11 protein-coding genes are annotated in these 12,419 nt (G+C 67.6%); 3 read left to right on the forward strand and 8 right to left on the reverse strand.

Annotated features, from left to right (window positions below; all coding sequences use genetic code 11):
• Positions 1-920 precede the first annotated feature (920 nt).
• The gene (locus FM105_RS07295; protein WP_087006823.1) at positions 921-1,148 is read right to left on the reverse strand and encodes a helix-turn-helix domain-containing protein; all 228 of its coding nucleotides are present in this window, start codon (positions 1,146-1,148) and stop codon (positions 921-923) included.
• A 55-nt stretch (positions 1,149-1,203) separates the two neighbouring features.
• The gene (locus FM105_RS14790) at positions 1,204-1,566 is read right to left on the reverse strand and encodes a helix-turn-helix domain-containing protein (RefSeq protein ID WP_218777925.1); all 363 of its coding nucleotides are present in this window, start codon (positions 1,564-1,566) and stop codon (positions 1,204-1,206) included.
• 233 nt (positions 1,567-1,799) lie between these two features.
• Between FM105_RS14790 and FM105_RS07300 the strand changes: the two genes are divergently transcribed.
• On the forward strand, positions 1,800-3,164 hold the full coding sequence (locus tag FM105_RS07300) for a tyrosine-type recombinase/integrase (protein ID WP_087006825.1): 1,365 nt from the start codon (positions 1,800-1,802) through the stop codon (positions 3,162-3,164).
• Between the two features lie 167 nt (positions 3,165-3,331).
• Here the strand turns inward: FM105_RS07300 and FM105_RS07305 are convergent, their stop codons facing one another.
• From FM105_RS07305 to FM105_RS07320, 4 genes are all read right to left on the reverse strand, one after another.
• The gene (locus FM105_RS07305) at positions 3,332-4,123 is read right to left on the reverse strand and encodes an isoprenyl transferase (RefSeq protein ID WP_087006827.1); all 792 of its coding nucleotides are present in this window, start codon (positions 4,121-4,123) and stop codon (positions 3,332-3,334) included.
• A complete protein-coding gene (gene recO / locus FM105_RS07310) occupies positions 4,120-4,848 on the reverse strand; it encodes a DNA repair protein RecO (RefSeq protein WP_087006829.1) in 729 nt (242 codons plus the stop codon). Before recO ends, FM105_RS07305 begins: the two co-directional genes overlap by 4 nt.
• 121 nt (positions 4,849-4,969) lie before the next feature.
• Positions 4,970-6,730, reverse strand: coding sequence for a 2-isopropylmalate synthase (leuA, locus tag FM105_RS07315; RefSeq protein ID WP_087006831.1), 1,761 nt, complete (start codon positions 6,728-6,730; stop codon positions 4,970-4,972).
• A 185-nt stretch (positions 6,731-6,915) separates the two neighbouring features.
• Positions 6,916-8,169: a hypothetical protein gene (locus FM105_RS07320; RefSeq protein ID WP_087006833.1), complete on the reverse strand. Its 1,254-nt coding sequence runs from the start codon at positions 8,167-8,169 to the stop codon at positions 6,916-6,918.
• 91 nt (positions 8,170-8,260) lie between these two features.
• Here FM105_RS07320 and FM105_RS07325 point away from each other — a divergent pair, with 91 nt between their 5' ends.
• Both FM105_RS07325 and FM105_RS07330 read left to right on the forward strand, forming a co-directional pair.
• Positions 8,261-9,172, forward strand: coding sequence for a L,D-transpeptidase family protein (locus FM105_RS07325; protein WP_087006835.1), 912 nt, complete (start codon positions 8,261-8,263; stop codon positions 9,170-9,172).
• Positions 9,173-9,180: 8 nt separating this feature from the next.
• Positions 9,181-10,002 carry a dihydrofolate reductase family protein gene (locus FM105_RS07330; RefSeq protein WP_087006837.1) on the forward strand — a complete coding sequence of 274 codons (822 nt, stop codon included), beginning with the start codon at positions 9,181-9,183 and terminating at the stop codon, positions 10,000-10,002.
• Between the two features lie 44 nt (positions 10,003-10,046).
• Here FM105_RS07330 and FM105_RS07335 read toward each other — a convergent pair whose 3' ends face one another.
• Both FM105_RS07335 and FM105_RS07340 read right to left on the reverse strand, forming a co-directional pair.
• On the reverse strand, positions 10,047-10,916 hold the full coding sequence (locus FM105_RS07335) for a hypothetical protein (protein ID WP_087006839.1): 870 nt from the start codon (positions 10,914-10,916) through the stop codon (positions 10,047-10,049).
• Positions 10,917-10,984: 68 nt separating this feature from the next.
• Entirely contained in the window at positions 10,985-12,199 is a 1,215-nt protein-coding gene (locus FM105_RS07340; RefSeq protein ID WP_087006841.1) for an alpha/beta hydrolase family protein, read from the reverse strand.
• Positions 12,200-12,419 lie beyond the last annotated feature (220 nt).

Below are 12,419 nucleotides of genomic sequence, written 5' to 3' on the forward strand. Positions count from 1 at the left end.
AACGACACGGGCGGATCCCCGGCACCTGGGTCTACACCCTCATCTGCGAAGAGCCAGTTAATGCTGTTGCATTCATGAAACATCCTCGAATAAACAATGAGTAGAGAATTGAGCGCACGCCCAAGGGGCGTGCTCAAACAGGCACGGCTAAGCGCTCGCTACAGAGGGACCGCTTGCGCAAAAACGGCCCGGCCGCCCGGGTCGCCCGGGGGGAATGGGGGTACGGCGAACGCGACGGCCGACGCGGTGCCGTTCCCCGCTGTCTCGCTGGGAAACGACGAGAGCCACGGTTGGATACACTGCTGTATCGTTTGTATCCGGCACTTCGGAAGGAGTCGCCGGCGCGGTCGCCGGCAACGACTCGGGGAGCCTCGAGCACCAGCCAACGGGCAGACCATTCTCCTCGCAGAATGCCGCGAAGAATCCATTGTCGCGTGAAGCAACCTCGAGATTCACCCGCTCAACCGATGGCTTATACCGTCGATGCAATGTCTTGCCCGTCGGATATAGGTGGGCCGGATTGCAGCACGTTCCTCTGCCATTCCCGGCATTCCCGCCACCGCACAAATGATTCAGTTCGCCGCCATTCTTATGGCCGCCGAAGAATGCGACATACGCGAATCGATAAGGCAGCCAAGTAATGCCCCCGGCCTTGAACCGGCCTCGACGATTGTTGGTCGTCGAGCCTCGCCAGTACCAACAGCCCGTGACGGGATCCGGCTGGACCTGAGCCACGAACTCAGCGATCCGCTCTTTCATGTCCACGCCCTGCAGGTAGTCCGGTTCGTGCTTCCGGCAGTAGCCGGGGCGCTTGCGCATCGCCTCGGTCGTGCGCGTGTACCTCCTCGACCGGCACCGCCTGCCGTCATCGTCGCGATGCGAGCACTGGCCGTGCTCGACGAGGATCGCGCTGGACCGGCTCACGCGACCACGCGCTGCTGACGCGCCCAAGAGTCGAGATCCGTCCTGAGGTAGCGCACCTGGTTGCCGAACTTGACGTGAACCGGGGCGCGGGAAGTGCCCGCGTTGTCTGCCAACCAACTCGGGCGCACTCCGAGATACTGCGCGGCCTGCTTGCGCGTCAACGCGATAGGCACGATGTTCACGTGCTCGACCTGATCCGATGCTGTCGCTGTCGCTGTGCTCAATGAGTCTCCTGTGTCTGAGCCATCTCTATGAAGTTGTGTACTGCGCGGCCGTCGATCAGCCGACGCGGTTAAGGCGAAGCCACGCCTCAAGATCCGTGCGGCTGTACCGCACGTACCGACCCACCTTGCAAACCGGCGGATACCCCGGCCTGCCCGCGTTGTCGCGGAGCCAAGTCCACTTCACGCGCAGGAACTCAGCGGCCTCACGCCGCGTCATCATGTCGTCCACACTCACCTCCTCATGTCGGGAATCGTCTGCTGGTGTCGGGTGTGAGGGCACAAAAAAGCCACCGACCGAATCGGTGGCTATCGCTGGGTCAGCGCCCCTCAAGGTAATAAGGGTGTCCGATCCCCGGATCGCGGACATCAGACCCGCTGGGAGTTCGCTGAGCGAGGCGTCCCCGCTTTTCACCCTCATGGTAATAAGGGTGTCGTTTTCGCGAGTTAGCGACATCGGCCCCCCGTGCGTTACCAAATCGTTGCGTTACACCCAGAACGCACAGCGCCCACAGAACGCTCTGTGCGGGCACAGAATCGCCGCTGCGAACGCGAGTGCGGACGCGCCCCTGCTGTGCGCTCCTGGGTGGCACACAGAGCCCAACAACGGCATGCTGGCCGTCAAGAGCACAGGATGAGTGTTAACTTGACCCTATGCGCAGACCGATCATCGAAGACCGCAAACAACAGAACCCGGACATCAAGCCGACCGAATCACGATGGGTAGTCCGCTACTGGACCGGCAGCGGCTACAAGCGCAAACGGTTCAAGCGCCGCAAGGACGCTGAGGTGTTCCGCGACGAATACATACGCGAGCACGACGGGACCAGGACGTTCGACCCCGACGCGGGCAAAGACGTGTTCGTCTCCCAACTGTTCGCAGACTGGATCGCCGTAATCGAAGGCGGCGGAGGCCTCAAGGGCGAAGGCGCTGAACCGTCGACACTCAACTCCTACCGGACGATCTACCGGAACAGCATCGGTCCCCGATGGGACCGGACCGCGCTCGCCAACATCACCCGCGAAGGCGTGTCCGAATGGGTGACCACGATGACAGCGCCGGACGGCAAGCCAGCCACGACCGACCGCAAGAGGAAAGCGCTCGGACAGTTCAAGCGGATGCTCGCGTTCGCAGTCGAACGCGGCATCGTGCGGGTCAATCCAGCGGAGGGCGTGAAGGCGCCGCCAGCGGCGACGGCGACCCCGATCAGACCGCTTGCGCCACGGCAACTCATGCGGCTCGCCGCCCACTCCGAAGAGTGGGGCGACCTAATCCTGTTCGCCGGGATCACCGGCCTGAGGTTCGGAGAACTAGCCGCGCTCCGAGTCCAGGACATCGACACGTTCGACGGGGTAGTCGTCGTCACACGAGCCATCGGCGACGACAACGGGCGACGCTACGTGAAGACGACGAAGACCGGCGAAGAGCGGACGGTGCCGCTCGCGCCGAACGCGGTGCAGATCGCCACCGCGCGAGCGCGGGGCAAGAACGCCGACGACCTCCTGTTCCCCGCCAGCGGCGGACACTGGCTACACGGATCGAACTTCACGAACCGGGTGTTCCGTCCGCTAGTCGCAGACGCCTCAGTCGCCGTCCAGCGACTACAAGAAGCGCTCGGGGTGACGGAACTCAGGCGGGGCAGAGCGCGGTTCGGAGAAGTCACAGAACGCGCTGTGCGCGCCTACCAGGACGACAACGACCTAGACGTCACGGGGATCGCGGACGCGGCTACGCGCGCCGTTCTCGGACTTAGCGACAGCGAGCACCCGCTCGTGCTGCGCGTCGGCGATGAGGACTTCGAGCCGATCGGTTTCCACGGGCTACGACACACAGCCGTGAGCCTCGCCATCCAGGCGGGGGCGAACGTGAAAGCGGTCCAGCGGTTCGCGGGTCACGCGTCCGCGTCGATGACGCTGGACGTCTACGCGGAACTGTTCGATGACGACCTCAGTACCGTCGCTGAACGCCTCGGAACACTGTTCCGTCGCGAGGCCCCGGAACTCGCCGCTCTCGAGTGAGTGGCACTTTAGTGGCACTTGACCCAGCGCCATCCCCGCCAGCACTGGGCTGAGCGCAAGTCTCATAATCCTTTTGTCGCGGGTTCAAGTCCCGCCGGGGGCACCGATGTCCTGACCTGGTGAGGACCGTGACGATTGACAGCGCCGCGCGTGCTGGGCGCACACACTCACGAGCCCTCCGGCTGCGTTGCCACGCTGTCCACCGCTCCCCCGAACCGCCGATCGCGCTTCGCGTATTCGAGGATGGCGGCCCACAGCGTCCTGCGGTCGACGTCCGGCCAGAGCACGTCCTGGAAGACCATCTCTGCATAGGCCGACTGCCACAGCAGGAAGTTCGACGTCCGCTGCTCCCCCGACGACCGCAGGAACAGATCCACGTCGGGGACCTCGGGCGAGTAGAGGCGTGAGGCGATCGACTTCTCCGTCAGCTTCTCCGGTGCGAGGCGGCCCGCAGCGACTTCGCGCGCGACCTCCTTCATCGCGTCCACGAGTTCCGACCGGCCGCCGTAGTTCACGCAGAACTGCAGGACGAGTCCGGTGTTGTCCTTCGTCTGCTCCTGCGCGTCCTCCAGTTCCGTGATGACGGACTTCCACAGCCGTCCCGGCCTGCCGGACCACACGATCCGCACGCCCAGCTCGTCCAGTTCGTCCCTGCGGCGACGGATGACGTCGCGGTTGAAGCCCATGAGGAAGCGCACCTCAGCAGGTGATCGCTTCCAGTTCTCAGTCGAGAACGCGTAGGCGCTCAGGTAGTCGACTCCGGCCTCGATCGCCCCGTGGATCACGTCGAGCAACGAGGCCTCTCCCGCCTTGTGCCCCTCCGTGCGCGGCAGACCCCGCTCATTCGCCCAGCGTCCGTTTCCGTCCATGACGATCGCGACGTGGCGCGGTACGAACGCGCGATCGATCGCCGGCGGCCGCGCGCCGGACGGATGGGGCGGTGGTGCGGGGTAGCTCATGTGCGCTCCAGGACGTTGAGGGAGCGCACGCGGCGCTCCAGATGCCAGTGGACGTAGGCCGTGACGAGCCGCGATGCCTCCAGAGCGGTGTGCACCGGCGTCACTGCCGCGACGGTCCAGTCTCCGGTCAGCAGAGCCGCCATGTGATTGACGGCCGAGGTCGAGGTCAGCGCGGTGCCGTGAGGGCGGCAGTCCGTGCAGACGGTCCCGCCGAGCGCAGCAGAGAAGCCGCGATGCGGGCCGGGCATGCCGCACTGCGCGCAGTCGACGAGGCTGGGTGCCCAGCCGGCCAGCGACATCGCCCGCAGCAGGTAGGCATCGAGGCTCTGCCGCGGAGGATGCTCCATATTGCACAGCGAGCGGATCGCAGACAGCAGCAGGAGGAACTGCCCCCGTGTCCGCGGTTCGTCCTCCGTGAGCTTCTGAGCGGTCTCCGCCATCACCGTCGCAGCCGAGTACACGTCGTAGTCGGCCATGATCCCCCGGGCGAACGGCTCCTTCAGCTCCACCTGGGTGACGATGTCCAAGGACTTGCCGACGTGCGCCTGGAGGTCGACGAACATGAACGGCTCCAGCCGTGAGCCGAACTTCGACTTGGTCCGCCGGATGCCCTTCGCGACAGCGCGGACGAGCCCGTGCTCGCGCGTCAGCAGCACGACGATGCGGTCGGCCTCGCCCAGTTTGTGCCCACCCAGCACGATCGCTTCATCCCGGTAGTACCTCACCGATAGATTGTCTCACTCCCGGCACGGGCGGCCGGGTAGGCACACACCCGAACACGCGCCGAGGCGGTGGTGACGGACCCGTCGGTCGTCACCACCGCCTCGGCGAGGGGTCGCAGCAGCGTCAGCGTGCGGCGCGGTTCACCGCAGAGATGATCGCCTTGAGGGTCGCCTTCGTGATGTTGGGGTGCAGTCCCGCGCCCCACAGCACGCGGTCGCCCACCGCCAGCTCCACGTAGGCGGCGGCCTTCGTGTCCGCGCCCGTGCCGACAGCGTGCTCGCTGTAGTCCTGGAGGCGGATGTCCACATCGAAGTGATCGTTGAGGATCGTCACGAGGGCATCGACGGGACCGTTGCCGCGGCCCTCGTAGACGCGCTCCTGGCCGTCGACGCGCAGGAACGCCTCGATGCGCTCGGAGAGACGACCGGCATCCTCGTCCTCAGCATGGACGGACTCCGTGCGGAGGCTGAGCAGCTCGAAGCGCCCCCACCCGGTCTCGTCCTCCTCGGCGGGGAGGTACTCGTCCGCGAAGATCCTCCAGATCTCCTTCGCGTTCACCTCACCGCCGGTCTCGGTGCGTGCCTGGACGACCTTCGAGAACTCCACCTGCATTCGGCGCGGCATGTCGAGGCCGTGCTCGCTCTTGATGAGGTAGGTGACGCCGCCCTTGCCCGACTGCGAGTTCACGCGGATCACCGCTTCGTAGCTGCGGCCCAGATCCTTCGGGTCGACGGGCAGGTAGGGCATGTCCCATTCCATCCGGTCGACCGGCACGCCCGCCTGGTGCGCCTTGATCTCGCGGTCCGCGAACGCCTTGTTGATCGCGTCCTGGTGCGAGCCGGAGAACGAGGTGAAGACGAGGTCTCCGCCGTACGGATGGCGCTCGTGGACACCGATCTGATTGCAGTCCTCGACCGTGTGGATCACTTCGTCTATATCAGAGAAGTCCAGCTCCGGGTCGACCCCCTGGCTGTAGAGGTTCATCGCGACGGTGACCAGGTCCAGGTTGCCCGTGCGCTCGCCGTTGCCGAACAGGCAGCCTTCGACGCGGTCCGCGCCGGCCATGAGTCCCAGCTCCGCCGCCGCGACACCGGTCCCCCGGTCGTTGTGGGGGTGGAGCGACACGGCGACGTCCTCGCGGTAGGGCATCTGCCGGATGAACCATTCGATCTGGTCCGCGTAGGCGTTGGGCGTGCCGCGCTCCACCGTCGCCGGCAGGTTCACGACCGTCTCGCGTCCCGCGGCGGGCTGCCACATGTCCAGGACGGAGCCCACGATGTCTGCGGCGAACTCCGGTTCGGTGTCTACGAAGATCTCCGGGGAGTACTGGTACCCGAACTCCGCGTCGCCCAGCATCGATTCGGCGTGCTTCATGACCGCCTGGGTGCCGCGCAGGGCGATGTCGCGGGTCTGGTCGAAGCCATCGCCTTCGAAGCCGAAGACAACCTTGCGGAAGACCGGCGCCGTCGCGTTGTACAGGTGGACCGTCGGCTTCTGCGCTCCGCGCAGGCTCTCCACCGTCCGCTCGATCAGGTCCTCGCGCGCCTGCGTGAGGACGCTGATGCGCACGTCGTCCGGGATCGCATCCTCTTCGATGATCTGGCGGACGAAGTCGAAGTCCGGCTGGCTGGCGGCCGGGAAGCCCACCTCGATCTCCTTGAAGCCGAGCTTCACCAGAAGATCGAACATCCGTCGCTTGCGCTCCGGGGTCATCGGATCGATGAGGGCCTGATTGCCGTCGCGCAGATCGGTGCTCAGCCAGCGGGGCGCCTTCGTCAGCCGCTGATCGGGCCATGTGCGGTCCCGCATGTCGAGCTGGATCCGGTCGTAGAACGACTTGTACTTGCTGAACGGCATCGGGCTGGGCTTCTGCAGATTCGCCATTGCTGCTCTCCTTGTCATGCTGGTGCAGAGGAAGGGGCCGACGTGCGCGTCGGACACCGCGGCGAGGATACGGCCCTGTGAGTCAGGCCTCGCCGCGGCGGATAAGGAGGAGCAGTCCCCAGTTCATGCACTCACCCTATGCGCCTTCGCGTGCCGCGTGCATGTCGGCGTCCGCATGATGGACGTCACTCCGCCTGGTCGAATGTCGCGTCCGCCCGTGCCACGGAGAACGCTGCGCCGGTCTCGTCCGATCTGCACGAGACACCGGTCTCCTCCGACGAGCAGGTCATCCCGTGTGCCGTGATCGTCTGTCCGTACTCCAAGGGCTCAGCGTCCGCGGGGAACTCCGCGGGTGTGCAGGAGAACCCTGCACCGTCGCGGTTCGCCACGACGATCGAGCCCCATTCCGCCATCTCGCAGCTGTCCGGCGCGGCGGGGGGTGAGTAGTCGAAGCTCTTCACCACGCAGCGAGCGCGCTCCGCATCGATGGTGCACCCGATGTTGCCCGACGGGGTGGCGAACGATTCGGTGTCTGCCCCCGGCGCCGCGGTCCCGTCGTCCGATTCGTCGACGAGGCCGCCTTCTCCCGTGGAGTCGTCCGTCGCCGGAGGCGGCGGTGCGGCCTGCTGCGACTGTCCGCCGTCCCGCGTCACGGCATCGACGAGGATCCAGCCCCCGATCCCCACGACGATAAGCGCGGACAGCACGACGAACGCGATCGCGAGCACCGGCATGCGGCGCTTGCGCCGCACCGGCTCGGCTTGCCCTGCTGCCGCGTAGCCGCCGCCCGCGGCAGGCGGGGGCGCAGTGGGCTTGGCGGGCGGTGCGGGGTGCCCGCTCTGCACCGCGTACCCCGCAGCCGCGGGGTATCCCGCAGGGGCGGTGGACGGAGCGGCGTGGGGCGGAGCCGTCTGCGGCGCTGCGGGAGCAGCGTGGGGCTGCGCAGCGTGCGGCGCTGTCGGAGGGGCGTCGGGTGCTGACGGCGCCGGATGCGACGGGACGTGCGCGGAGAACACCCCCGGCGGAGCCTGTTCCTGTGCCCGCGCATCGTCCGCCGCACCCGCAGGCGGTGCCTGGACCGCGTCGCCGCTGCCCTCGCGCGGGCCGTCCAGCGCTTCGATCCGCGAGGAGGCCGCCAACTGGCGCAGGTCCTCCATCGACATCATCTGGGTGGACTCGCCGTCATCCTCCGCGGCACGACGCCGAGCCTCCGCCACATCGCCGGGGCTCAGAGCCTGCGTGTCCGCATCCTCTGCGGGAGGAACCTGTTGGCCGCGGTCAGCACTGCGGTGGCCGCCGGCATTCGCCTGACCGGCATCTGCTCGCCCTGCAGCGGCGCGCGACTGATCGATGAAGATCTGCGTCGTGAGCGACGGATCCTCAGGCGCGTGGGGCTGACGGCGCGGCGGTGGGTGCTGCGGCGGAGGTGGAACAGACATAGTGACGACATCCTACGACGGCGAACCTCCATGAACGCTCAGACGGAGCGTCAGCCGTGACTCACGCCTCACCGGGTGGAAGACTGGGCATATGCACGGATTCCGCACTGCCGGCACGCTCCGCAGGTCACCCCGCCCTGCGCCGGTGGTGACCCTCGCCCTCGTCAGTGCATGCGCCGCAGCGATCCTCGCCGTGCCCACCACCGCTCCGGCGGTGCACGCGGCACCCGCAGGAGTCGGCGCCGACTCCCGCACGTTCCCCGCTCCCGCGCAGCGTGCGGCGGTCCACTTCGACGCACCGCTCCAGCGAGCTCCGGACCTCCTCGACGCGTCCGCGGACGACGTGTCCCACGGGTCGTCTCCTGCACCGACCGACGACGCATCCGCGGATGCCGTGTCCACGGTCGACGCGCTCACAGACCCAGCGACCGGACTGGGGCCGGAGACGGCCGCGCAGGTACCGGACGACTCGACGCAGGTCCTCATCGCCTCGGGCGCGGACGACGATTCCACCGAGACCCGGCTGTCGCTCTGGGAACGGGCTGACGACGTCTGGACCCGGACCGCGACGATGGCCGGGCACAACGGCGGCAGCGGATGGCGGGAGGACCGCCGCGAGGGCGACAGGACCTCCCCCGCCGGCGTCTTCAGCCTCAGTGACGCGGGCGGCTACCTGGCCGACCCCGGATCGCTCCTGCCGTATCACCGCGACGAGGGCCTGCGCAGCGGCGCGGAGGCCGTGTACGGCGACGGTTACGCGTCCGTCTTCGACTACGTGATCGCGATCGACTACAACCGGAAGACCGGGGTCGCACCCACGGAGAACACCCGGCCCATGGGCTGGGACGCGGGTGGGAAGATCTGGCTCCACGTCGAGCACGGGAACCCCACACGCGGCTGCATCGCACTCCCGGAGGAGGATATGGAGTTCCTCCTCACCACCCTCGACCCCGACAGATCTCCCCACATCACGATGGGGAGTGAGGAGTACCTCGCACAGTGAATCAGCCCATGAATCACCCCATCGAGCTCTCACAGCTGCACCCCGACCACCGGCCGCTGCCCGCGACCGCTGACGAGGCCGACCTCGTCCGGCTCTACCTCGACCGGAGCGATGCGCCGCGGGGCGGCCTCCACGACGCGGACTCCGCGCGCCCCTGGGTCCGCGCCAACATGGTCTCCACGGTCGACGGCGCCGTCACCGGAGCGGATGACCGGTCGGGCTCCATCTCCTCGCCGGCGGACAAACGGGTCTTCTCCGTCCTGCGCTCGATCGCCGACGCCGTCATCGTGGGTGCGGGCACCGCCCGGGCCGAACGGTACACACGACTGCACGCGAAGACGCGGCACGCCGACCAGCGCGGCGACCGGGGGCAGGACGCCGCGCCGCTGCTCGTCCTCGTGTCCCGGTCCGGGCAGGTGGATCTGGACAGGCTCGACGAAGCGGGCAGCGGCGGAGTCGTCCTGCATGCGTCGCGTGAGCAGTGCGGCCCTGCTCGCCGTGCCGAGCTCGTCGAACAGCTGGGCGAGGACTCGGTGGTCCTCCACGACGCTGCGGTGGAACCCCGTGCCGTGATCGACGATCTGCGCCGGCGGGGCTGTCGCGAGGTCGTGCACGAAGGCGGTCCGGCGCTGCTGGGGACGTGGATCGGGAAGGGCGCCGTGGACGAACTCTGCCTCACGACGTCTCCCCTGCTCGCCGGAGTCCCCGACCCCCAGTCACCCCGTGGTCTGCTCGACGGCCATGCCGGGGACGCCCCCGTCCCGCTGTCGCTGCTGAGCCTGGTCACGGACGGCTCCGCACTCATCCAGCGCTGGGGACTGCCGACGTAGACGTCGGCGCCTGCTCTGCCCCCACGGGAGACTCTCCCGCCGCCTCAGTCGGCAGTGCGCACGAGCTGCTCCAGGGGCAGTGCGGCGGCATCATCGGCCGGGCGCGACAGGAACAGGTCGCAGTGGTACCAGCCGTCCTCCTCCAGACCCCGTGTGTCCAGACCCAGGGCGCGCACCGTGCGCACGGCGGTGTCCTGCTCCTCCTGCGAGTCGAACCGGCGCTGCCGGAACGTGGTGCCGGACAGCTTCTCGGTCACCATTCCGTGGCCTGCCAGCGTTTCAGCGATCGAGTCGTAGGGATACATGCGCAGCACGAAAGCGGCGATCCACGGCTTGCGTCCGTCCGGCAGGGCACTCACCAGGCGGTCGAAGGTGCGCTCCGTGACATAGCCGACCCCGCCGGTGATGGTGAACAGGCTGACATCACGCAGGCCGGCGACGAGTTCTGCCGAGGGCTCGTCCTCCTCCAGGTTCTCCACCCAGCCGTCCGTGTGCAGACCGACCTGGGTCGTGTAGGCGACGGCTTCGGCTGACACGTCGAGACCGAGCACCTCGGGGGCCTCGGGCAAGCGGTGCTCGGAGTAGAACGCATGATCGGCATCGGCCATGGCCTCCGCATCGAGGCCTGACAGAGAGTCATCGGAGTACCGCTCGTAGAGGGCCAGGCGAGTCAGATCCGTGGTGAGCAGTGCGGCGTTGATCCCGTAGGAGCAGCAGATGTCGAGGATCGGACCCTGGTCTGCCGGCGCTGCGGCGAGCTGGGCCCGGCGGACGGCGTTGAACACCGGTCGTGCGTGTTCCGGGATCTGGTATTCCAGAGCGCCGAGCACTCTGTAGTACTCGCGCGGGTCCGGCCGATTGTAGAGATGAGTGAAATCCGCCTTCGCGTACTCCACCGAACAGTCTGTCGTCATGCATGTCCTCCTTCTCCTGTGTCCTACGCTATAGAAGAAAGTTCAACAAGCAGAACCCAGCGTCGCCGTCACAGATCCAGTTTTGACTCGAGGAAGTTCGCCACGTCGTCCTCCCACCGCTCCGGCTCCACGTTCCACTCCTTCGTGTGGGCGGCGGTGTCATAGGCCGGCATCGTCACCAGGTCGAAGCGGACGCGGGCCAGAGCGTGCGAGGGGCCCGATGGGACGAACTGATCATCGTCGGAGTGGATGAGGAGCACGGGCTTGTCGAGCTCTGCTGCACGCGTCACCCAATCCAGCCGCTCCAGATCGATGGGAGTCTCCAGGCCCGTGATCGACCGCGCCCACGGGCGGGTGATCATGTCGAGCGTGAGGCGCGCGATGGGGGTCGGCAGGTAGTTCAGGCGCGCCTGGTTGTCGAGCACGTCGTGCCAATCGACGACGGGACCGTCCAGCACCAGCCCCACGATGAAGCCGCGATTGCGTCCCCGGGAAGCCGCTTGGAACGCGATCGCACCGCCCATCGACCACCCGAAGACGACGACCTGCCGTGCGCCGTGGGCACGCGCATAGTCGATCGCGACATCGACATCGAACCATTCGGTGTCGCCCAGCCCGTAGCGGGAGTGCCCGCCATCGCGCACCTCCGCGTCATTGCGGTAGGACATCGCGATGGAGGGCATCCCGATCGAGTCCAGCACACGGCCGGCCCTCAGGACCTCGGCCCGGGTCGCGCCGCGGCCGTGGACCAGGATCGCCCAGGTGTCGAGCGGTGCCGGGTCCGCCGTCGGCAGCAGCCACGCCGGCAGCTCACCGACGTCGGACTGCAGGACGATGTCCTCGTAGGGGATGTCCAGCTGCGCCGGATGGGTGAAGACCGTCCCGGTCCACCGGCCCCGGCGAGCCGCCGTGAGGTCGCCGGAGATCACCGAGGCGACACGACGAGCGACGGTCCGCGAGACCGGATCGTATTCGAGGATCTCCCCCACCTGCGCGAGACCGCGGCCGCTGTCGAACGTGATCCCGTAGGTGCCGGGGAGGATCGTGTCCTTCGTCGCCGGGAGATGGATGACCAGTTCGTCGTCGAACCCCGACACGTGGAGGATGTCGAGGTCCTCCGGCTGGTTCTCCGGAACGACGATCCGCCGCGCGAAGTAGACCGCGAGACCCGACGAGGCGACTGACACCAGTGCTGCGGCACCGGCGGCCACCCCCGCAGTCGTCACAGCGGCGCGCAGCGCCTTCTCACGCAGTCCGAGATCCCTCGAGGTGTCCTGGCCCATGACCCACGATCCTACCGGCGAAGGCTGAGCGGCGGGAGTCCGGCCCACGATCCTTCCGCCCCCGCGAACACAGTGCGAGCGACCGCGCATCGCGCATGCGGAGGTCCCACCAGCGCGGAGGTCCCACCAGCGCGGAGATCCCACCAGCAGGGAACACCTGGCGACCGCGGGCCGTTACGCTGGTGTGCACCCCACGCGGGTGAGCACACCATCCGACAGC

Origin of the sequence: Brevibacterium yomogidense, from assembly GCF_900163715.1 — a bacterium.
GTDB classification, from domain to species: domain Bacteria; phylum Actinomycetota; class Actinomycetes; order Actinomycetales; family Brevibacteriaceae; genus Brevibacterium; species Brevibacterium yomogidense_A.